The sequence below is a fragment of the Thiomonas arsenitoxydans genome (assembly GCF_000253115.1).
GTDB lineage: Bacteria > Pseudomonadota > Gammaproteobacteria > Burkholderiales > Burkholderiaceae_C > Thiomonas > Thiomonas arsenitoxydans.
Genome location: NC_014145.1, coordinates 1,919,991 through 1,940,812 on the forward strand (window position 1 = coordinate 1,919,991; position 20,822 = coordinate 1,940,812).

The 20,822-nt window shown below is 67.6% G+C and carries 21 protein-coding genes; all 21 read left to right on the forward strand.

The features are described 5' to 3' along the window. Positions 1–64 precede the first annotated feature (64 nt). On the forward strand, positions 65–1,723 hold the full coding sequence (locus THI_RS08930) for a terminase large subunit (protein ID WP_231836121.1): 1,659 nt from the start codon (positions 65–67) through the stop codon (positions 1,721–1,723). Further along, positions 1,723–1,926: a hypothetical protein gene (locus THI_RS08935; protein ID WP_013105931.1), complete on the forward strand. Its 204-nt coding sequence runs from the start codon at positions 1,723–1,725 to the stop codon at positions 1,924–1,926. The genes THI_RS08930 and THI_RS08935 overlap by 1 nt, the downstream gene beginning before the upstream one ends. Continuing rightward, the gene (locus THI_RS08940; protein WP_013105932.1) at positions 1,926–3,239 is read left to right on the forward strand and encodes a phage portal protein; all 1,314 of its coding nucleotides are present in this window, start codon (positions 1,926–1,928) and stop codon (positions 3,237–3,239) included. The genes THI_RS08935 and THI_RS08940 overlap by 1 nt, the downstream gene beginning before the upstream one ends. Further along, positions 3,232–4,155, forward strand: a complete 924-nt coding sequence (locus THI_RS08945) for a S49 family peptidase (protein ID WP_013105933.1) — start codon at positions 3,232–3,234, stop codon at positions 4,153–4,155. Before THI_RS08940 ends, THI_RS08945 begins: the two co-directional genes overlap by 8 nt. 100 nt (positions 4,156–4,255) lie before the next feature. Further along, positions 4,256–5,776 (forward strand): phage major capsid protein, encoded by a 1,521-nt coding sequence (locus tag THI_RS08950; RefSeq protein WP_141130557.1) that lies wholly within the window; start codon positions 4,256–4,258, stop codon positions 5,774–5,776. A gap of 57 nt (positions 5,777–5,833) precedes the next feature. After that, positions 5,834–6,007, forward strand: a complete 174-nt coding sequence (locus tag THI_RS18815) for a hypothetical protein (protein ID WP_013105935.1) — start codon at positions 5,834–5,836, stop codon at positions 6,005–6,007. Between the two features lie 6 nt (positions 6,008–6,013). Then, complete coding sequence (locus THI_RS08955; protein WP_013105936.1) at positions 6,014–6,697, forward strand: head-tail connector protein; 684 nt, start codon at positions 6,014–6,016, stop codon at positions 6,695–6,697. Continuing rightward, positions 6,698–7,060 carry a phage head closure protein gene (locus THI_RS08960; RefSeq protein WP_013105937.1) on the forward strand — a complete coding sequence of 121 codons (363 nt, stop codon included), beginning with the start codon at positions 6,698–6,700 and terminating at the stop codon, positions 7,058–7,060. It abuts the gene before it with no gap. Further along, on the forward strand, positions 7,057–7,503 hold the full coding sequence (locus THI_RS08965) for an HK97-gp10 family putative phage morphogenesis protein (RefSeq protein ID WP_013105938.1): 447 nt from the start codon (positions 7,057–7,059) through the stop codon (positions 7,501–7,503). The genes THI_RS08960 and THI_RS08965 overlap by 4 nt, the downstream gene beginning before the upstream one ends. After that, positions 7,500–7,859, forward strand: coding sequence for a tail completion protein gp17 (gene gp17 / locus THI_RS08970; RefSeq protein WP_013105939.1), 360 nt, complete (start codon positions 7,500–7,502; stop codon positions 7,857–7,859). Before THI_RS08965 ends, gp17 begins: the two co-directional genes overlap by 4 nt. A 10-nt stretch (positions 7,860–7,869) precedes the next feature. After that, positions 7,870–8,370, forward strand: a complete 501-nt coding sequence (locus THI_RS08975) for a phage tail tube protein (RefSeq protein WP_013105940.1) — start codon at positions 7,870–7,872, stop codon at positions 8,368–8,370. Between the two features lie 6 nt (positions 8,371–8,376). After that, positions 8,377–8,718 (forward strand): hypothetical protein, encoded by a 342-nt coding sequence (locus tag THI_RS08980; RefSeq protein ID WP_013105941.1) that lies wholly within the window; start codon positions 8,377–8,379, stop codon positions 8,716–8,718. A 71-nt stretch (positions 8,719–8,789) separates the two neighbouring features. Next, positions 8,790–9,101: a phage tail assembly protein T gene (locus THI_RS08985; RefSeq protein ID WP_422125531.1), complete on the forward strand. Its 312-nt coding sequence runs from the start codon at positions 8,790–8,792 to the stop codon at positions 9,099–9,101. A gap of 9 nt (positions 9,102–9,110) precedes the next feature. After that, the gene (locus THI_RS08990) at positions 9,111–11,978 is read left to right on the forward strand and encodes a phage tail tape measure C-terminal domain-containing protein (protein WP_013105943.1); all 2,868 of its coding nucleotides are present in this window, start codon (positions 9,111–9,113) and stop codon (positions 11,976–11,978) included. A 10-nt stretch (positions 11,979–11,988) separates the two neighbouring features. After that, positions 11,989–12,339: a phage tail protein gene (locus tag THI_RS08995; protein ID WP_013105944.1), complete on the forward strand. Its 351-nt coding sequence runs from the start codon at positions 11,989–11,991 to the stop codon at positions 12,337–12,339. Between the two features lie 45 nt (positions 12,340–12,384). Continuing rightward, a complete protein-coding gene (locus THI_RS09000) occupies positions 12,385–13,083 on the forward strand; it encodes a phage minor tail protein L (RefSeq protein ID WP_013105945.1) in 699 nt (232 codons plus the stop codon). Continuing rightward, positions 13,080–13,799 carry a C40 family peptidase gene (locus tag THI_RS09005; protein ID WP_013105946.1) on the forward strand — a complete coding sequence of 240 codons (720 nt, stop codon included), beginning with the start codon at positions 13,080–13,082 and terminating at the stop codon, positions 13,797–13,799. The genes THI_RS09000 and THI_RS09005 overlap by 4 nt, the downstream gene beginning before the upstream one ends. Next, positions 13,796–14,464: a tail assembly protein gene (locus THI_RS09010; RefSeq protein ID WP_013105947.1), complete on the forward strand. Its 669-nt coding sequence runs from the start codon at positions 13,796–13,798 to the stop codon at positions 14,462–14,464. The genes THI_RS09005 and THI_RS09010 overlap by 4 nt, the downstream gene beginning before the upstream one ends. After that, positions 14,464–18,168: a TipJ family phage tail tip protein gene (locus THI_RS18095; RefSeq protein WP_013105948.1), complete on the forward strand. Its 3,705-nt coding sequence runs from the start codon at positions 14,464–14,466 to the stop codon at positions 18,166–18,168. Before THI_RS09010 ends, THI_RS18095 begins: the two co-directional genes overlap by 1 nt. Before the next feature lie 21 nt (positions 18,169–18,189). Then, a complete protein-coding gene (locus THI_RS09020) occupies positions 18,190–19,704 on the forward strand; it encodes a Hint domain-containing homing endonuclease (RefSeq protein ID WP_013105949.1) in 1,515 nt (504 codons plus the stop codon). Then, positions 19,701–20,792 (forward strand): 3-phosphoserine/phosphohydroxythreonine transaminase, encoded by a 1,092-nt coding sequence (serC, locus tag THI_RS09025; protein ID WP_013105950.1) that lies wholly within the window; start codon positions 19,701–19,703, stop codon positions 20,790–20,792. The genes THI_RS09020 and serC overlap by 4 nt, the downstream gene beginning before the upstream one ends. The last annotated feature ends 30 nt before the right edge of the window (positions 20,793–20,822 follow it).

Below are 20,822 nucleotides of genomic sequence, written 5' to 3' on the forward strand. Positions count from 1 at the left end.
ACACACGGATGTACACACCTCGAAGAGCTACGCCGCCAAGGCCCACCACTACGCCCAGTCCGTCGTGGCCGGCAAAGTCCCCGCGTGCCACTGGGTGCGCCGGGCCTGCCAGCGCCAACTCGATGACCTGGGGCGCTGGTCCGGCGCGCAGGCGCCGTATCGCTTCAACCCGCCGCTCGAGGACGCGGCCGGGCGCACGTTTCGTCCCGCCGAGCGCGTGTGCAGCCTCATCGAGCGGCTGCCGCACATCAAGGGACCCCTGGCGGGCCATCCGATCGCACTCGCCCCCTGGCAGGTTTTCATCCTGACCACAGTGTTTGGCTGGGTGAACGCGGCGGGACGGCGGCGCTTTCGGCGCGCCTACATCGAGGTGCCGCGGGGCAACGGCAAGAGCGCGTTGTCCTCGGCGCTGGCGCTGTACATGCTGGCGGTGGACGGCGAGATGGGAGCCGAGGTGTACAGCTTGGCCACCACCCGAGACCAGGCGCGCATCGTCTTCGGCGTGGCGCAGACCATGGCCCGCCGCAGTCCAGGTTTTTGCCGGCGCTTCGGCGTGGGCATCGGCGCGCACAACCTGCATGTCTTGAGCAGCGCGTCGCGCTTCGAGCCCCTGTCGGCAGAAGGCTCGACCCTGGACGGCCTGAACATCCACTTCGGCTGCGTGGACGAATTGCACGCCCACAAGACCCGCACGGTCTACGACGTGGTGGAGACGGCCACCGGCAAGCGCGACAACTCCCTGCTGTGGGTCATCACCACGGCGGGCAGCGACCGCGCGGGCATCTGTTACGAGGTTCGAACGGGCGTGACCAGGATCCTCGACGGCGTGATGGAGGACGAGCGGCAGTTCGGCATCATCCACGGCCTGGACGAGGGTGACGACTGGACGCACGAGAACGCACTGATCAAGGCCAACCCAAACTGGGGCGTGTCGATCGATGCTGACGCAGTGCTGTCGCTGCAGGCCAAAGCGCTACAACTGCCCTCCGCGGCGGCCGCGTTCCAGACCAAGCACCTGAACGTGTGGGTCAGCGCCGACAGTCCCTGGATGGACATGCGCGCCTGGGATGCCTGCGCCGATACCGGTTTGGATCTGGATGCCTTCGAGGGACAACCCTGCTGGATCGGGCTGGATCTGGCCAGCAAGGTGGACATCGCCGCGCTCGTGCTGGTGTTCCGGCATGGCGCGGACGGTTTTGCCGTGTTTTCCAGGCACTACCTGCCTGAGGACGCGGTGCAGGGTGCGACCAACAGCCAGTATGCCGGCTGGGCGCGCTCCGGGCGGTTGATCGAGACCCCAGGCAACGTCACCGATTTCGACACCATCGAGGCGGACCTGCGGGACATCGCGGCGCGCTTCGCGGTGCAGGCGGTGGCGTTCGATCCATTCCAGGCCACGCAACTGTCCTCGCACATGCTGGCCGAAGGACTGCCGATGATCGAGGTGCGGCCCACGGTGTTGAATTTCTCCGAGCCGATGAAGGCACTGCAGGCGCTGGTGCTGAGCAACCGTCTGACGCACGACGGGGATCCGGTGCTGGCCTGGATGGCCTCCAACGTGGTGGCGCGCCTGGACGCCAAGGACAACATCTATCCGCGCAAGGAACGCCCAGAGAACAAGATCGACGCCGTTGTGGCGCTGATCATGGCGTTGTCGCGCGCGATGCTAGGCACGCCCGTGACGCAGGGCACATCGATTTACGACGAGGGAGTGGGCATCTGATGGAAACCACGCAGGACAAGACCGAGCGGCTGCGCCGCGCCGACGTGCGTGCCGGTCTGCTGGCGCTGGCGGGCGCCGCGCTGCTCGTGGCCGGCGTGACCTGCCTCGACTGGCGCGCTGGCATGATCCTCGCCGGAGCGCTGGCGCTGCTGGCCAGCGCCGCCCTGGCGCGCAACGTGGCGCTCGAGCGCGGCAAGCCCTGATGTGGTTCTCCGACATTCTGTTTCCCGGCAGCGGCAACCCGGCCAGCGGGACGGGCGGCGGCTGGCTGGGGGCCTTCCTGGGCTCGGGCTACGGGCGCGCGGCCACCGGCGCCACGGTCACGCCGCAGACGGCGCTGGCGCTGACCGCTGTGCAGCGCGCCGTCACCCTCCTTGCCGAGTCGGTGGCCAAGCTACCGGCGGGAATTTTTCGGCACGCGCCGGATGGATCGAAGGAACCCCTTGCGGATCATCCGCTACTGCCGATCCTGCGCACCGCGCCCAATGCCTTCCAAACCCCGTACCAGTTCCGCGAATTCTTGCAGACGCAACTGGGCTTGCGCGGCAACGCCTTCGCGCTCAAGTTCCGCAACCCTGACGGCACGATCAAGAGCCTCTACCCGATCAACTCAGACCGGGTCATCGTGTACGTGAGCCCCATCGACCGCCTGCCGTACTACCGCATCCTGCGCGCGCCGGACGGCATCGAGGGGATGTACGCCATGGGCGACATCCACCATGTACGCTGGATCTCCGACAACGCTTACACGGGGCTGTCGCCGATCGCGCTGCACCGCGAGGCCATCGGGGTGGCGATGGCGGGGGAACGCCACACGGGACGCGTGTTCGGCAATGGCACGAATCTGACCGGCACGCTCACCCGGCCCGCGACCGCGCCGCCGATCAAGGATCCGGCGATGATCGAGCGCATCACCCGCAATTGGGAGGAGAAGTACTCCGGGGCAGACAACGCCGGGCGCGTGGCGCTGCTGCAGGAGGGCATGGCGTTCACGCCGCTGTCCATGAGCAACGCCGATGCGCAGTTGATCGAGCAACGGCGCTATTCGGCCGGCGACATCGCGCGCATCTACGGCATCCCGCCGCACATGCTCGGCGACCTGAACCGGGCGACGAACGCCAACATCGAGCAGCAGTCGCTCGAGTTCCTCACCCACACGCTCATGTCCTGGATCAAGCGCCACGAGGAGGCGATGGAGCGTGACCTCCTCCTGCCTCAGGAGCGCGAGGCCGGCATCGTCATTCGCCTGGACGTGCGTGAGCTGCTGCGCGGGGATTTGTCCTCGCGCTACGCCGCCTACGCCATGGGTCGGCAGTGGGGATGGCTGTCGATCAACGACATTCGCCGCGCTGAAGGGATGCCATCCATCGAGCGCGGCGACGCCTACTTGCAACCGCTGAACATGGCCGACGCGACGCAGCCGGCCCCGGCGCCGGCGCCGGCCAAGACGCCGGGTGCCCCCTCGACCACGGCGCCGAGGACGCTGCACGACATGACGGAGACCCAAGATGCATGACGCTTACCCCTATCTGCGCGGACTGATCTACAACCAGCCGCTGATGGCCACGCCCGCTCTGGCTGACCTGGCCGACGAGTGGGCGCGCGCCATCTTGATCGAAGGCCGCGAGCGGTTGTCCGTCGAGGCGAGCGCGGCGCAGACCAAGGTGCTCGCGCCTGACGCCATCAAGGCCGCAGGGGTGGCTGTCATCCCGGTGCATGGCGCGCTCGTTCCTCGCGGCAACACGATGACCGCCTGCATGGGCACGTCCAGCTACGACCGGATCGGCGCGCAATTGGACGCGGCGCTGGCTGACCCTGAGGTGCGGCAAATCGCCCTGGACATCGACTCGCCGGGGGGTTCGGTCCAAGGCGCTTTCGAACTGGCGGGCAAGATCGCCCAGGCGACCAAGCCCACCACGGCCATCGTCAACTTCAACGCCTTATCGGCGGCCTACCTGCTGGCATCGGCCTGCGACAGCGTGAGCGTCAGCTCCACCGGCGCAGTGGGGTCCGTGGGGGTGGTGGCGATGCACCGCGATCTATCGGGCGCCAACGACAAGGCGGGCGTGAAGATCACGGCCGTCTACCGAGGCGACAAGAAGCTCCACGGGGCATCGCACGCGCCGCTGTCGGAGGTGGCGCAGCAGGAATTGCAAGCGCAAGTGGACGATGCCTTCGACCAATTCGTGGCCGCTGTCTCGACCCACCGCAATCTGCCGGCTGATCGGGTCGTAGGCCTGCAGGCCGGTGTGTTTCACGGTGCGGACGCGCTCTCGCAAGGGCTGGCCGATCAGATGGAGACGCCGCAAGAGGCAATCGACAGACTGGCCGGTCTGGTGCAGGCCGGTGCGGCGCAGCAGCGGCAGCAGACCCAGCGCCGCCAGGCCATGACGCTACGCGCGCAGGCGCTGGAGATCGCCGCGCGCCTTTGAACCGAACACGATGGCCTCCAGGATCTGGAGGCCATCTCCCCGACCCTGAACCGCGTTCGCGCTTCAGATCTTGCCGCCCGCCTCGCGCGGGCGGATTCGTTTGTGGAACCTACAGGAAATTCCCATGGATGCCATCCAGACCCTGAAAAGCGAACGCGCCGCTTTGAGTCAACGCGCGAAGGAACTGGCCGACAAGGCGCAGGCCGCACCGCTCATCGAAGCCGAGCAGGTAGAGTTCGACGCCATCACGCCGGCTTTCGAGGCGCTGGGTCGGCGCCTGGCCGTGCTCGAGGGCGCGCAAGCGATGTCGCGCACCCTCGCCATGGCCGCCGCCGCGCCCGTCGATGTGCTCGAGCAGGGCAAGCTCGACGCCGTGGCCGTCGATCGTCTGGCGTCCAACGTGCAGGGCCAGCACGCTGCTGTCGGCCAGGCCGGCGAGCCGATCGTCTACGCCCGGCCCCGCGACCCCGCCGAGCGCACGCGGCGCAACATGAGCGTGTTCTCCGGGATCATCGGTGCGCTCAAGCACGCCCCGGGGAACCTCGCTGCCGGTGCCGAGTTCGCCCAGCGCGCCATGAGCCGCGACGGCATCGGTGTGGAGGTGGCCGCAGCCCTCTCCTCGGTCACGGCGTCCGGCGGCGCGGTGCTGATCCCCAACGTACTGGCGGCCACCGTCATCGAGCGCCTGGTGCCCAACGCGGTGGTGCGCTCCATGGGGCCGCTGACCCTGCCGCTGACCAACGGCAACCTGACCATGCCGCGCATCGCCGGCGGGGCGCTGGCCGGCTACATCGGGCGCGACAGCGACGCGCCGGTGTCGCAACAGAGCTTCGACGACGTGCAACTCGTGGCCAAGAAGCTGGCGTGTCTCGTGCCCATCGGCAATGACCTCATCCGCTTCGCCGGCATCGACGAGCGCGTGGACCAGCTCATCGTCGAGGACACCGCGATCTCGATGGCCACGGCCGAGGACGCGGCCTTCATTCGCGGCGACGGCACCAACGCCACGCCGGTGGGCCTGCGCAACTGGTGCCTGCCGGCCAATGTCCTGTCGGCCACCCCCATCGAGCCGGCCTCCGGCACGCCGGGTGCGGCCCCCGCCGGCACCACCTGGGCCACGCCGCCTGCGGCGCCGCTTGCGGGCCAGGCACTGGCGCAGGCCATCATGACCGATGCCGGACGCATGGTGCTGGCGCTGCGCCGCGCCAACGTGCGCATGCGCAAACCCGGCTGGCTCATGCACCCGGACTCGGTGCAGTTCCTGCGCGACCTGCTCACCACCACCGGCAACCGCGTCTTCCCCGAGATCGACCAGGGGATGTTCCGGGGATACCCGTTCGCGCAGACCACGCAGATCCCGACCAACCTGTCCACGCCCAACGGCGGGGGCAACTGCTCGGAGATCTACTTCGTGGACTTCGCGCAGATGGTCATCGGCGAGTCACTGAACCTGTCGGTGGCCATCAGCCAGGACGGCGCCTACACCGACCCGACCAGCGGCACGAGCGTCAGCGCCTTCCAGCGCGATCTCACGCTCATCCGGCTGCTGACCGAAAACGACTTCGGTCCGCGTCACCCCCAGGCGATTGCCGTGCTGCAGGGTGTGACTTGGTACCGCTGAACCTGACGGGCGTACCCACGCTGCGCCCACTGTGCAATGTTTGCAAGGACTCCCGACATGAAGGACATCCGCTTCCTGAAGTGGTGGAACGGCTATCGCAAGGACGACGTGGCCGCGTTCGCCGACGATCTGGCCGACACGCTGATCCAGCGCAAGTTCGCCGAAGCCACCGACGCGCCCGTCGCCCAGGACGTGCTCCCGAAGGGCAAGGCGCCCGCGCCGCAGAAGTAATTCGGTATGGCTCTGCTGCTGTCCGTACAGCCCGCGGCACCCGGTGACCCCTTCCAGGGCGAGCCGGTGCTGCTCGCCGAGGTCAAGGCACAGGCGCGCATCGACGCCGACCTCACGGCCGACGACGCACTGATCCAGGGCATCATCGCCGGCGCCCGTGCCCAGGCCGAGGTGCGCACGGGCGCTGCGATCCGGCAGGCGATCTATCTGCAGACGATGGACGGCTTCCCGCCGTTCGGCCGTCCCCTGGTCCTGGCGCACGCAGGCATCCAGAGCGTGCAGGCCATCACCTACGCCGACCCGCTGGCCGAGAACCAGCGGCTCAGCCTCGATCCGTCGACGCTCGACACGGTGAACCGCGGGCGCGAACTGCTGCTGGCGCCCTTGAGCGTGCCCGCATGGACGCGCAAGGCACCCTACGCCCAGCCGGGCGCGGCGATGCACGGGGTGTGGCCGCAGACCGGGCGGTCCGAGCGCGCGGTGGAGATCACGTATCTGGCGGGGTTCGCGCCAGAGGATTTTGTGAGCCGCTATCCGAGCGTGCGCATCTGGATTCTGATGGCCTGCGCCTGGGCCTATGCCCAGCGCGAGATGTTCATGCTCAAGCTGCGCGGCTCGGGCTTCGAGGAGCTTCCGCCCGACTACATGCAGTCGCTGCTCGAGCCCCTGACCGTGCCGCCGAGGTTCTGAATGACCTTGAGCTCGGGCATCGTCGCCGCCGGCACGTATCGGCACCGCATCAGCATCCTCGCGCGCACGCCGGGCGCCGAGGATGCGCTGGGGCAATCGGGCCCCTCCGCGTGGCAACCGCTGCTCACGGGCATCAGCGCGATGGTCGAAGACCTATCGGGGCGCGAACTGCTGGCGGCACAGCAAGTACACGGCGAGGTGACGAGCCGCATTTTCCTGCGCTACCGGGCCGCGCTCGCCCCGGGCATGCGCGTCGTGTTCGGCGCGGACGTCTATACCGTCCTGGCCGTGCTGCGCATGGACGCCGTGAATGTGGAACTGGCCTTGCTGTGCAGCAAGGGCACCGTGGATCCCGGAACATGATCGAATTTCAGGTGGAAGGATTGCAGGCTCTCGAAGCCGAACTGCTCGCGCTCGGCCCCAAGATCGGCGGGCGCGCGCTGCAGGGGGCGCTGACCGCGGCGGCCCTGCCGATCGTCAAGGAGGCCCGCGCCAAGGTACCGCTCGCCCACGACGCCTACAGGCTGCACGGCGGTGGCATGGCCACGCCGGGCTGGCTGCGCCAGCAAATCGTGCGCAAGAAGGTGCGCCACAGCAAGCACAGCGCCCAGACCCTCGTCACTTTCCGTGACCAGCAGCAGGCGTACTTCTGGCGTTTCATCGAGTTCGGCACGAGCAAGATGGACATGCGCCCCTTCATGCGCCCGGCGTTCGAGAGTGCCAAGCAGGCCGCACTCGATCGCTTCGTGGCTGTCTGCCGAGGCAACATCGCCAAAGCCAGCAGCAAGCTGCATTACACGCCGTGAATCACGATCCGCTGGTGGCGCAGACCCTTCGATCGATCGCCGCGCTCTCAGGTCTGCCCATCCGCCCCGACGCGGCCGAAGAAGGCGACGTGGCCCCGTACCTCGTCTATGCCGAGATCGCGCTGCCGCCGGATGCCTACACCCTGGGCGGTGAGAGTTCCCTGGTGCCATCTCGCTACCAGATCGACGTCTATGCCGCCACGCGCGCGCAGGCCAACGCGCTTGCGCAGGCCGCGCACGACGCCTTGACGGCAGCCTTCGGCGGCGCGGCCGTCTCGCGCCAAAGCTTGTTCGAACACGACACCCGGCTGCGGCGCACGCTGCTGGATCTGCAACTGTGGTTCCCCAACCCCTGAGACCCTCGCCATGAGCAATGCACTTCGAAGCCAGTTTTCTTCCATCGCCTGGGGCGGCGCTGCGCCCACGACCCAACCCCTGACCGCGGCCGTCATCGCCACGGCGGCGGCAGCCACCACCACCGTCTGGCAGCCCCTGGAGGAGGCGGTGGAGATCAAACCCTCCGGGCAGAAGGTCGACGAGATCGACGTCACCCATCTGCAGTCTCTGGCCAAGGAGTTCGTCCTGGGGCTGGAGGACTCCGGGTCGGTGGCGGTGACGATGAACTTCACCGGCGGCAAGGGCCAGCAGCAGATGTTCGTCGAGAAGGCGAACAAGACGCTGTCGCTGTACCAGATCACCCTGGGGGCGCAGCTTGCTCAACCCGCCACCTTCTCCTTCTGCGCCTACTGCGTGAGTGCCGAGACACCCGACGCCAAGGTCAACGGCAAGCTCGAACTCGCCTGCACCCTGCGTATTTCCGGCCCCGTCTCGATCGTCTGGGGCAGCCTGGCCAATCCGACCGTGTAATCCCCTATGACCCAGCCATCCATCAACCACGCGGCCGCCTTCTTCGCGGCCGTCACCCCCAAAACCGAACCCTACGACCTGCCCGGCGTGGGCACGGTCGACCTCGTCGAACTGCGCGAGCGCGACGTGGCCGAGATCCGCAAGGCGGCCGAGGTCGAGAAGGACGCCACCCGCCGCACGCGAGCGTTCGGCTACGGCCTGGTCGTGCGCAGCGTGCGCAAAGAGGGTCGGGCCGTGTTCGCTGACGCCGACATCGAGCGCTTCGCCGAGGCCGGCAATGCCGCCGTGGAGAAACTCGCCGCCGCCGTGCTGCGCATCAACGGCTACGGAACCGACGCGGGAAACTGACCCCCGAGCGCCAGGCCAAGCACCGCCTGGCGCTCGCACTGAGCCGCACGGTCGAGGAACTGGAGGCCACGCTGTCGGCCTCGGAGTGGCTGAACTGGCAGCGCTTTGCCGCCGTCGAGCCTTTCGGTGCACCGATGCTCGATGTCGTGCAGGCGCAGTTGCGCGCGGTGCTGGCCGAGATCCATCGCGATCCCAAGGCGAGGACCGAGCCGTTCGCCCCGCAGGACTTCCTGTTGTTCGCACGGCCAGTCGAGCCGTCCGACGCGCATCTCGTTGATGGCTTGACCGCCGCCGACTGGCGTCTGGCGATGTATTTGAAGGCCTTGCAAGCGCGTCAGCAAAGCACCGAATCCCCAACCGCCGGCGATCCGGCAACCCCTTGAGCACACACCATGTCCGGAGCCCTCGGCGCCCTCAACATCGATCTTTCGGCCAACACCGCGCGCTTCGATTCGGCGCTGGAACGCGCCGCCTACTTGATGAAGCGCTCCATGCACCAGATGGAGTCGGCCATGGAAGTGGCCAAGGTGCACGCCGAACGCCTGGAAGGCGCGCTGGGTGCGATCGGCGCCTCCATCGAGAAGCTCGGAGCCGTCGCCGGGGTCGCTGGACTGATCGAGGTGGCCAAGTCCTCCATCGAGTCGGCTGTGCGCCTCAAAGAGATGAGCGAGCAGACGGGGCTGTCGGTCGCCGTCCTGTCCGACATGCAGCGCGAGGCGCAGATCACCGGCGTGAGCATGGGAAGCGTGGGCGAAGTCGCGGCCAAGCTCGGGCGCGCGATGTGGAACGCCCAGGAAGGGCTCAAGTCGAGCAAGGATGCGTTCAAGGCGATGGGCGTGGCGGTCACCGATGCGCACGGACGCCTTCGCAGCTCGGACGCGGTGCTGATGGACGTGGCCAAGAGCTTCGTGCATATGCAAAACGGGGCTGCCAAATCCGCCATTGCCATGCAACTCTTCGGGCGCTCGGGCTCGGAGCTGATCCCCATGCTGCAGCGCCTGGGCGAGGAGGGCAAGGTCAACGGCTTCATCACCGACGCCCAGGCTGAGAAAGCCAAGCGACTGGAGTACGCGTGGCAGGCACTGACGTGGAAGCTCAACCAGTGGAAGTTCACCGCGATCGGCGCCGTCGCCCCGGCCTTGCAGGGTTTGCTGCCGATTCTGCCCGCGCTGGCGGCAGGCGCGATCGGATTTCTCGGGGTGGTCAAGATCCTGCCGGCCGCCATCGAGGGGGTGAGCGCCAGCGTCAAATTCTTGCAAGCCGCGTTCGTCACCTCGGGGGAGGTCGGCCTCGGGGTGTTCGCCGGACTGACCGACGCCGTGGACGGACTGACTGCGGCAATGGCTGCCAACCCCATCGGGGCCATTGCCGTGGCCCTCACGGCAGCCGCAGCTGCGCTCTACGTCTTTCGCGACAGCGTCATCACGTTGGGCGGCACCACGGCCTCGGTGAGCGAGTTCATCGGCGGCGCCTGGGACGCCGTGCGTGGGGCGGTGGTCTCGGCGCTGGGAGCGCTGCGCGACGCATTCGCGGGCGCATCGGCCGACTGGCGTCGATTCATGGTCGAGATGGGGATCGGCTGGCAGAGCGTCGAGTCCGACTTTGGCAAGGCCGTGTCGGTCGCTGGGACGTACTTGAAGGATTTCGTCAACGTCAGCATCGGCTTCGCGTGGGGCGGCATCCAGGCCGTGAACGTCTTGGTCAACGGCGTCGCCGATCTGGTGACGCGCGGATTCTCGTCGGCCATGGCCACCGCCCGTGCCTTCGGCAAGGGATTCATGGCCGCACTGCACGGCGACTTTGGTTTCACGGCGTTTCGAGCGCACCTGCGCGGCGGCGTCGATGCGGTCAAGGAGTTCGGCGGTGCGGTCAACCAGGCGATCACCTCGGCGATGAACACCGACTACGTCGGCACTGCGGGCCTGGTGGCCTCGCGCGCGTGGGGCAGCGTCGCCCGCGACGCCGCGGCCCGCCACGCGCGGGATGTCGCGCAAGAGCGTCGCCGCCGCGCCGAGGAAGCGGCGCAAGAAGCTGCACTGCGCAATCCCACCGTGCCGGGCAGAGCGAGGGTGGCGCATTCCCCGCACGCCAAGACTGACCCCTTCGCGCAGGCCCTGCAGGGTCTTGCCCGCGAGAAGGCGGCGCTCGACGCCTCGGCGTTCGACTGGAGCCAGTACCACGGCAAAGTCGACAACGCCAAGCAGGCGCTTGTCGAGTTCACCCTCACGCAGGGCAAGCTCAGCGACGCGCGCCGCAAGGCCGAGGGATTCCAGCCGCTGACCGCCACGCAGAAAGCGCAGTACCTCGCTGCGGCCAAGGCCATCGATGACGAGACCGCGCGGCTCAAGAGGCTCAAGGCCACGCAGGCATTTCAGACCCAGATGCAAGGCGTCGATCAGGGGCGCCAGCAGGACATCGCCAGGCGCGAGAACGCCTTGCTGCTCATCGGCAAGACCCGGGAACAGCAGGCAGCCATGACCGAAATCCTGGATCAGCAGGCCAAGGCGCAGCAGCGCATCAACGACGCCCTGGCCAAGGGCGTGAACCTGACCCTGGCCCAGCAACGCGCGATCCTGGCCTCCGCCGTCGGGTACGCCCAGCAGGTCAACGCGCTGGAGGCCCAGAAAAAGAAGGCGACGGACGCCTTCAACAACAACCCGACGGTGGCGATTCATGCCGGCCTGCAGCAAGTGGCTCAAAGCGCCGTGCTGACCGGGGCCAAGATCAAGCAGTCCATCGTCGGCGCCTTCCAGAGTGCGACAAACGCCCTGGTCCAGTTCGCCGAGACCGGCAAGCTCAACTTCCGGCAACTCGCCGCGTCGATCATTCAGGATCTCCTGAAGATCGCTGCCGAGAAGGCCATGGCCGGTGTGGCCGGCATGGTGTCGGGCGCCTCCACCGGCTGGATCGGGGCGATCGGTTCGTTCCTGTCCGGCAAGCGCGCCGCGGGCGGCTCGGTCGAGGCCGGTGGCATGTATCTCGTGGGCGAGCGCGGGCCCGAGGTCGTCAAGATGGGCGCCAGCGGCACCGTCGTGCCCAACCACCAGTTGCGCCAGGCGATCAGCGGCGGCACCCTTTCCAAGGGCGGCGCCAGCTACCACGGCGATGTGAACGTGGTGGTCAACCACGACGGCTCGGCGAGTCTTGCCGGCCCGCAGGGGGGAGCCGCGATGCAGGGCGTGGGCGCGATGATCGGCGAGCATGTGCGCCAGATCCTGCTCACCGAAATGCGCCCAGGCGGCCTGATGAACCCAGCGTGAGGGCGCCATCATGAGCACTTCCAACGAGCCCGTCTTCGCGTGGGACGCCGCATCCGTCGTCGCGCAGCGCAAGCCGCTGCTATGGACGGCCAAGTTCGGCGACGGCTATCAACAAAACGTCCCCCAGGGCTTGAACAACCAGTCTGGCCACTGGACGCTGCAGTTGCATTGCGCCTCCAGTGCCGAGGCCGACGCAATCGATACGTTCCTGCAGGAGCAAGGCGGCTACTTGCCCTTCGCCTGGACGCCACCACGCGCCGCCACACCGGTGTCCGTGCTGTGCCAGAACTGGAGCAAGTACGACAAGCCAGGAGGCGTCGTGAGCATCACCGCCACCTTTGAGCAGGTCTTCGGTGCTTGAACAGGCGCTTGAACAGACAAGGGCCGCCGATCGAGTTGCATCACCATGTCCATTCGCGCTGAAATCCAGTCCCTCTCGCCGTCCGCGTTGATCGAGTTGTTCGTGCTCGACCTGTCCCTGCAGGGCGGCTCCACACTCTACTGGCACGCCGGCACCAACGGCCTGAGCGCCGACATCATCTGGGGGGCCCAAGCCTACTCGCGCTATCCCATCGAGGCGCAGGGCTTCAAGATGTCGGGCACGGGCGCGCTGCCCAGACCCAAGCTCTCGGCATCCAATGCGCAGGGCATCCTCGGCGCGCTGGCGCGCCAGTACAACGACTTCGCCGGCTGCAAGCTCACGCGCATTCGCACCTTCGCGCGCTTTCTGGATGCGGCCAATTTCCCCGGTGGCGTCAACCCCACGGCCGACCCCACCCAAGAACTGCCCCGGCAGATCTGGTTCGTCGACCGCAAGGCGCAGGAGACACCTCAGCTTCTTCAGTTCGACCTGGCCAGCGCCTTGGACATGGTGGCGGTCAAGCTACCCCGACGCCAGTTCATCCAGAACGCCTGCCCCTGGGTCTACCGCGGCGCCGACTGTGGCTACACGGGTGGCGCTGTGGCCGACGCCGCCGGCAACCCGACCGCGGACCCGGCCCAGGATGTCTGTGGCAAACGGCTGTCGGATTGCGCGCTGCGCTTTGCCCCGCCCGCGTTGATGAACTTCGGCGGCTTTCCCGGCTGCGGGATCGGCACCTCATGACGCCGATACCCGAATCGATCCTGGCGGCCATTCGCGCCCATGCGCAAGCCCAGGCCCCACGCGAATGCTGCGGCGTGGTGATCGTGCGCCAGGGCAAACTGCGCTATATCCCCTGTGCCAACCTGGCCGCCTCGCCCGAGGAGCACTTCGTGCTGTCGCCGACCGACTTCGCCAGGGCTGAAGAACAGGGCGAGATCGTGCGCATCGTGCACTCGCACCCCTACGCGGCGCCCGAGCCCAGCCAGGCCGACCGCGTCGGCTGCGAGGCGTCCGCCATTCCGTGGCTGATCGTCAACTGGCCAATCGGCAACGTCCACGAGTTCGCGCCCAGCGGCTACGTGGCACCGCTGATCGGGCGCCGTTTTCATCACGGCGTGCTCGACTGCTACAGCCTCATCCGCGACTACTACCGGCAGACCCTGCACATCGACTTGCCCGACTTCCACCGCGACGTGCAGTGGTGGCTGCGTGGCGGTGACCTCTATGCGGAAGGCTTTCCGCAGGCCGGATTCGTCGAAATTCCGTTTGACACCCTGGCCGAGCACGACGTCTTGCTGATGCAAATCGGCTCGCCCGTCATCAACCACGCTGCCGTGCACCTGGGCGACAACCTCATCGTGCAGCACTGCGCCGGGCGCCTGTCCAGTCGAGACGTGTTTGGGGGCGCCTGGCGGCGCGCGACGCGCAAGGTCATCCGACACAAGGAGTTGTTGTGACGCTCAAGACCATCCGCCTGCACGGTCCTTTGGGACGGCGCTTCGGACGCGTGCATCGCCTGGACTGCGCCGATGCGCTGGACGCCGTGCGCGCCCTGTGCGCACTGCATCCGGGTTTCCGCAAGGCCTTCGCGCAGGGGCGCTACCTCGTCAAGCTTGACGGCGCGACGGTGACGGATCGTGAGGAGCTGCGCCTGCCCGCCGCCGACATTCGCTTTGTGCCTCAAGTCTCGGGCGCCGGACACGGCGTGGGAGAAATCCTGCTGGGCGCGGCGATGATCGTGGCAGCCTTCTACACCGGCGGGGCGTCGCTTGCCGGCGGGACGCTCACCACGACGGCCATGGGCGGCATGGCGCTGTCCTTCGGCGCCACCTTGGTGCTCGGGGGGCTGTCGCAGATGCTCACCCACGCTCCGCAGACCAACCTGCCCAACAGCCAAAACTCCACCGCGTTCAGCGGCCCGGTCAATACCACAGCCCAAGGCAACCCGGTGCCGATCCTCTACGGACGGCTGATGATCGGCTCGCAGGTCGTCTCCGCCTCATTGCAGTCCTTCGACGTGCCCATCGGCCAGACACCTGGTGGACAGGTGACGACGACGACCAAGAGCGGCGGCACGCTGACCTACACCACCAACCAAAGCGCCTACCTGGGCGGATCCTGATGCGCGCGGATCTCCTCATTCGCGGCGCGGGAGGCGGTGGCAAGGGCGGCGGTGGCAGTGGCGGCGTGTCCGAGTCCCCCAACACCCTGCGTTCCTCGCAGAAGGCGCTGGTGCTCGACGCCTGGTGCGAAGGGCCGATCGTGGGCCTTGCCAACGGCGCGCAGTCCGTCTTTCTGGACAAGACCCCGCTACAAAACGCCGACGGCTCGTGGAACTTCAACGGCTTCGTGTTCGAGTACGCCACCGGCACGCCAGGCGCCGTGGGTGTGACCAACGCGGCAGGCTACGCTGGCTCCGACGCGCAAAACACGATCTCGGTCCACGCGAAGGTCTACCAGGCCACACCCGTCGTGCAGGCCGTCACGGCAGCCAACGTCAATGCCCTGCGCGTGTCCCTCATGACACCGGCGCTGACCGACACGGACGCTAAAACCGGCAATATCGGCGGCACGTCGGTGGCCTTTCAGATCGCGCTCAACACCAACGGCGGCGGCTTCGTCACCGTCGTTGGTGACAGCTTCAACGGCAAGACCACGAGCCAGTACACCCGCGACTACCTGATCCCCCTGACGGGAACGGGGCCGTGGGAGGTCCAGGTCACGCGCCTGACGCCAGACACGGGCAGTTCGCTCCTGGCCAACGATCTGTACTTTGACGCGCTCACGCTGGTGTCCAACGCGAGCCTGGCCTACCCGCACACCGCGATGGCGGCCATCGCCATCGACGCCATGCAGTTCGATCACATCCCGGCGCGGGCCTACGACGTGAGGGGCCTGATCGTGCAGGTCCCGAGCAACTATGACCCGGCCACGCGCAGCTACACCGGAACCTGGGACGGCACGTTCCGGTTGGCCTGGACCGACAACCCGGCTTGGTGCTTCTACGACTTGCTCACCAACGAACGCTACGGCCTGGGCGGACTGATCGATGCGAGCAGCATCGACAAATGGTCGCTCTACACCATCAGCCAATACTGCGACCAGACGGTGCCCGATGGCTTCGGTGGGCTCGAGCCGCGCTTTACCTGCAATCTGCTGCTGGCCTCGCAGCAGGACGCCTACGCTGCCGTGCAGCACATGGCCTCCATTTTTCGGGCCATCGTCTATTGGGGCGCAGGTGCGCTTCACGTCAGCCAGGATTCGCCTGCCGATCCGGTGATGATGTTCGCGCCGGCCAATGTCGCAGGCGGCGCGTTCTCCTACCAGGGCACCAGCCTGCGCGCGCGCCACACCGTGGCGCAGGTGACGTGGAACGACCCGGATAACGGCTACGCCACCGTCGTCGAGTACGTGCAGGACGACGCGCTGGTGGCCAAGTACGGCGTCGTCACCGCCCAGGTGCGCGCCCTGGGCTGCACCCGCCGCGGCCAGGCGCATCGTCTGGGCAAGTGGCTGCTGTACTCGGAGAGTCTGCAAACCGAGACGGTGACGTTTCGCTGCGCGATGGACGGGATGTATCTGGCGCCGGGCGACATCATCCAGACCAGCGACCCGACGCGCGCAGGCGTGCGCATGGGCGGACGGATGCTGGACGTGTCCGCAGACTTGCTCACCCTCACACTCGACGCAGCGCCGCCGGCAGCCAGCGGCCTCTCGGCGCAAGTTCTCCTGCCCGACGGGAGCCTGGTGAAGCAGGCGGTAGCCGGCGTCACCGGCAACCAGATCGTGCTTGCAGCGGCCCTGCCGCAAACGCCCGTACCCGGCGCGCTGGTCCTGCTCAGCGACGCCCAGGTTCAACCCGAACTTTGGCAGGTGGTCACCCTCACCGAGGCGAACGCGACGCAGATCGACGTGGCCGCCGTGGCCTACAACGCCAGCAAGTACGCCCTCATCGAAGACGGTCTGGCGCTCACCACCCCCGCTACGAGCCTGATTGCCGCTGTTCCCGCTGCGCCGTCGAACCTGAATCTCCTGGTGTCGCGGTACGTGATCGACATCGGTGTGGCGGGCCTGCGAGGTACCGTGTCCTGGAGCGCAAGCGGCGCGTGCCGCTACCGGGTGGTCTGGAACAAAGCGAACGCGCCGGCCACCACGATCATGACCGATCAGCACAGCGTGGACATCGAAAGCCTCGAGATCGGCGTGCCCTACACCTTCACCGTCACGGCATTCTCTGCGGTCGGTCAGGTATCGCCCGCGGCCACACTGAGCGTAACGCCGGCCCCTGCGCCACCTCCAACCATCGCCGATGTGGCGGGGCTTCAGGCGGCGGTGCAAAGCAATGGCGTGTTGCTGAGTTGGACCGACGTGGCCGACCCCATGCGCTACGACTATGAGATCCGCGAGGGTGTCGACTGGGTTTCGGGCACGCTGGTGGGCTTTTACGCCGGCACCTCGGCCCACGTGCCGCCGCTGCCGCAAACGCAATACGACTGGTGGATCAAGGCGCGCAACCTGCTTCTGGTCGAATCCGTCAACGCCACGCCCGCGAGCCTCTCGGTCACCGCCCCGCAAGCGCCCGGCGTCACGGCCAGCCTCTCGGGGGATCACTATGTGCTCGGCTGGCTGCTTCCCGCCAGTATGTTCCCGGTGGATCATTATGTGATCGCCACCGGCGCGCAGGCGGCCTCGGCGCGAGTCATCGCCAACAACAAGACCACGCAGTACCAGAGCAAGGTCGATTGGGCGGGCACCCAGACCTTCTGGATCGCCGCGGTCGATGCCGCCGGCAACCAAGGCGCCTGGGCGATGGCTCAATTGGTGGTCACCCCGCCCGCAGCGCCCACGTTGATCGCGCAGGTCATCGACAACAACGTGCTGCTGTCCTGGACCGACGCCACCGCGACGCTGCCGGTCGTCACCTACCAGGTACGCCGGGGGCCCGCGGCAGGCACCTTCGATGCGGCGCAGATCATCGGCACCCAAGCGGGGCTGTTCACCACGGTGTTCGAGACCAGCGCCGGCACTTACCGCTACTGGGTCGCTGCGGTGGATTCGGCCGGCAACGTGGGCACGCCTGGGGCGGTGGCTGCCGCCGTCAACGCGCCGCCCGACTACGTGCTGCACGCCGACATCTTCTCCACGTTCGCCGGCACGCTCACAAAGGCCGTGCTCGACGAGGGGGCGATCACCTTGCCAGTGGACACTGCCTCGACCTGGGCGCAGCACTTTAGCGCGAGATCCTGGAACGCTCCGCAGGACCAAATCGCTGCAGGGCTACCGATCTACGCGCAGCCCGCGCTGGCCGCAGGCTCCTACGAGGAAGTCATCGACTACGGCGCGGTGCTGAGCGCCACGAATGTGCAAGTCACTCCCACCACCACGGTCGTGGCGGGCACGCCTGCGCTTTCGATCACGGTCAGCAGCAGCAACGTGGGGCCAGCCGGTCCCTGGACCGACTATGCGGGCGCCAACGTCTACCTGACCGACTTTCGCTGGGTGAAGGTGCTTCTCACCGTCACCGCGCCCGATGCAACGTCCCTGCTGGAGATCTCGCGCCTGGAGATCAAACTGTCCGTCAAGCTCAAGAACGATGCCGGCACCGTGCTGGCCAACGCGGCGGACGCGAACGGCACGGCAGTCGCCTTCAACGTGCCCTTCGTAGACGTCACCAGCATCACCGTCACCCCCGCGGGCACCTCGCCACTCGTGGCGCTTTACGACTTCTCGGGGCACGCGAACCCGAGCGGCTTCAGCGTCTATCTGTTCACCCCCGCCGGGCAGCGCTCCTCGGGCGCGGTGTCCTGGGCCGCCAAAGGGTATTGAAGGTATGGAAAGGATCGCCGCATGAGCAACACCTCGGATTTCTCCAAACCGCAGGTGACGGATCCCTATGTGGACGTCACCGCAGAGATCAACGCGCTGGCCTGCGATCTGGCGCAGGGACTCGACCCGGCCACCACCAACCCTGCCAACCTGCCGGTGGGTGCCGTGCGCTTCAACAGCGCCAACGGCTTCTGGGAGAAGTTCAACGGCACGGCCTGGAGCGCGCTGGCCGCTGTCTACAACGTCGTGGCCGCGCAGGCCAAGAAGCTGCAGCAGGCGGTGACCCTGGCCCTCACCGGCGACATCACCGGATCGGCCAGCTTCGACGGCAGCGGCAACGTGAGCATCGCGGCCACCTTATCCAACGTCAACCCCAACCCCGGCACCGCGGGCGATGCCACGACCGTGCCGGTGCTGACCACCAACGCCAAGGGCCAGGTCACGGCGATGGCCACCGCGGCGATCGCGTTTCCGAGCAGCATCGCGGGCAACGCGGGCACGGTGTCCACCGTGGGTGGCGCCAGCGGCGGCACGGTCAACGGCAACCTGTTCGCGAGCAACCCAGGCGGCGAAGCCCAGGTGGGCGCTGTAGGTGCGGGCCAAAACCCCGCTTACCTCTACAACAACGCCAGCGCCTGGGGCCTGTACTCGGCAAGCGGCGGCTCGATCGTCACATTCAACCGATCCAACAACCACGTCGTCGTGGGCGGGGTCGACACCACCGCCATCGTGCAGAACAACGGCGGCACCTACGGCATCAACATCTCGGGCAACGCGGCGACCGCGAGCCGCGCCCACCCGCTGCGCGCCGACGGTGCGGCGTGGGACCTGAACTGGAGCGGGCAAGGCGGGCAGCCCACGTGGCTGGTGGGCAGCAACGACGGGGCCAATTTTTATGTCTGGAACCCCTCGAACTTCAGCGTCAACTACGCCACCACGGCCAACTACGCCCGCACGGCGGGCTCGGCCACGGTCGCTGATAGTCTCGCCAACTGCAACTGCAATTGCACCTGCTTCCCCGCGGGCACGCGCGTGCTGATGGCCGATGGAACGCAACGCTCCATCGAGACCATTCGCCCAGGCGACCGCGTGATGGGGGCCGACGGCAAGCCGGTCGCAGTGCTGGCCATCGATCGCCCCCTCCTCGGTGATCGGCGCATGCTGACCTTCGAAGACGCCTCGCTGCTCTGGTCGGAGGAGCACGCGCTGTGGACGTGCGATGCGGCAGGTAAGCAATGGTGGTGGTCGGCCAACCCGGGCCGCTGGCGCCTGGAGGCGGCCGTGGGCGCGATCCGGGGCCTGAAGGACAACGGCAGTCTGCGTACGGGACAGGGGCATGTCTTTGCCCACCTCGAGGGCTGGCGCGAGCGCCGCGTCGTCGAGGCCCCAGGCTTCGGGCCGGCCACGCCGCTGTACCTGCCGCTCACGGGCGGGGTGCCGATCGTGGTGGGCGGCTATGTGGCGGGCGCGGGGGTGGACGAATGGGGATTCGACTACGCCGCATTCCGGTGGGATCCACGGGCGCTGCGTCGATGAACGCCGCCTGGCGCAACGCGCACAACTTCTCGGGCGGCCCGGGGGCCATGCCGCGGGCGGTGCTGGAGCAACTGGCGCAGGCCGCGCTGGAGGTTCCCGAAGTCGGTCTGTCACTCTACGGCATCAGCCATCGCAGCGACTGGTTCCGCGCTGTGGTGGACGAGGCGCAGCAGATCCTGCGCGTACTGCTGGGCGCAGGCGATGACTGGGAGGTGCTTTCCCTGCAGGGCGGCGCCTCGCTGCAGTTCTCGATGGCACTCGTCAATTTGGGCTGCACCCCGGCAACACCGGTCGATTGGGTGCGCGCGGGGTACTGGAGCGCGCGGGCAATGGCCGAGGCGACCGCAGTGTGCGCGCCGCACTTGGCCTGGGATGGGCTCGCGCAGGGCTACCGCGCGCTGCCGCGGTGGGACCAGACCACCCAGCGGCCCGGCATCTTGCACGTTGTGAGCAACGAGACGGTCGAGGGGTTGCAGTTCCGAGACGCGCCACCGCGACTGCCGGGGCGGCTCGTGGTCTGCGACATGAGCTCGGACCTGCTGTCGCGGACGATCGACCTCGATGCCTACGACCTGATCTACGCCCACGCCCAGAAGAACCTGGGGCCGGCCGGAGTCACGGTCGTGCTGGTGCGAAAGAGCTTGTTGGAGCAGGCGCCCAGCGGCCTGCCGCCCATGCTCGACTACCGCACGCACGCGCGAGCCGGCTCGATCTACAACACCCCGCCGGTCGCCGCGATCTACACGATGCTGCTCGTGCTGCGCTGGCTACGCGACGAGATCGGAGATCTGAAGCGCATGGCGCACATCAACGCCGCCAAGGCGGCAGCGGTCTACGCGGCGTTGGACGCAAACCCCGACGTCTACATCCCGCACGCCCAACCGGCTTGGCGCTCGCAGATGAACGTCGCGTTCCGCCTGGCCGACCCAGCGCGCGATGCATCACTGCGCCGGGCACTGACCGACGCCGGCTTCTCGGGACTGGACGGGCACCGCAGCTTGGGGGGATTTCGGGCGTCGCTGTACGACGCGGTGGCGCTCGAGGCTGCACAAAACCTGGCGGCGGTGCTGCGCGATTGGGCGCAATAGGACGCAATTTGGCGCGGCATTGCTCATGTG

Excerpts from the sequence above, each read along its gene's own strand:
- THI_RS08965 (WP_013105938.1), top strand. The coding sequence starts at position 7,057 with ATGATCGAATTTCAGGTGGAAGGATTGCAGGCTCTCGAAGCCGAACTG.
- THI_RS08990 (WP_013105943.1), top strand. The coding sequence starts at position 9,111 with ATGTCCGGAGCCCTCGGCGCCCTCAACATCGATCTTTCGGCCAACACC.
- THI_RS18095 (WP_013105948.1), top strand. The coding sequence starts at position 14,464 with ATGCGCGCGGATCTCCTCATTCGCGGCGCGGGAGGCGGTGGCAAGGGC.
- THI_RS08960 (WP_013105937.1), top strand. The coding sequence starts at position 6,698 with ATGACCTTGAGCTCGGGCATCGTCGCCGCCGGCACGTATCGGCACCGC.
- THI_RS08945 (WP_013105933.1), top strand. The coding sequence starts at position 3,232 with ATGCATGACGCTTACCCCTATCTGCGCGGACTGATCTACAACCAGCCG.
- THI_RS08955 (WP_013105936.1), top strand. The coding sequence starts at position 6,014 with ATGGCTCTGCTGCTGTCCGTACAGCCCGCGGCACCCGGTGACCCCTTC.
- THI_RS08995 (WP_013105944.1), top strand. The coding sequence starts at position 11,989 with ATGAGCACTTCCAACGAGCCCGTCTTCGCGTGGGACGCCGCATCCGTC.
- THI_RS08980 (WP_013105941.1), top strand. The coding sequence starts at position 8,377 with ATGACCCAGCCATCCATCAACCACGCGGCCGCCTTCTTCGCGGCCGTC.
- THI_RS08940 (WP_013105932.1), top strand. The coding sequence starts at position 1,926 with ATGTGGTTCTCCGACATTCTGTTTCCCGGCAGCGGCAACCCGGCCAGC.
- THI_RS18815 (WP_013105935.1), top strand. The coding sequence starts at position 5,834 with ATGAAGGACATCCGCTTCCTGAAGTGGTGGAACGGCTATCGCAAGGAC.
- THI_RS08975 (WP_013105940.1), top strand. The coding sequence starts at position 7,870 with ATGAGCAATGCACTTCGAAGCCAGTTTTCTTCCATCGCCTGGGGCGGC.
- THI_RS09000 (WP_013105945.1), top strand. The coding sequence starts at position 12,385 with ATGTCCATTCGCGCTGAAATCCAGTCCCTCTCGCCGTCCGCGTTGATC.
- serC (WP_013105950.1), top strand. The coding sequence starts at position 19,701 with ATGAACGCCGCCTGGCGCAACGCGCACAACTTCTCGGGCGGCCCGGGG.
- THI_RS09020 (WP_013105949.1), top strand. The coding sequence starts at position 18,190 with ATGAGCAACACCTCGGATTTCTCCAAACCGCAGGTGACGGATCCCTAT.
- THI_RS08935 (WP_013105931.1), top strand. The coding sequence starts at position 1,723 with ATGGAAACCACGCAGGACAAGACCGAGCGGCTGCGCCGCGCCGACGTG.
- THI_RS09005 (WP_013105946.1), top strand. The coding sequence starts at position 13,080 with ATGACGCCGATACCCGAATCGATCCTGGCGGCCATTCGCGCCCATGCG.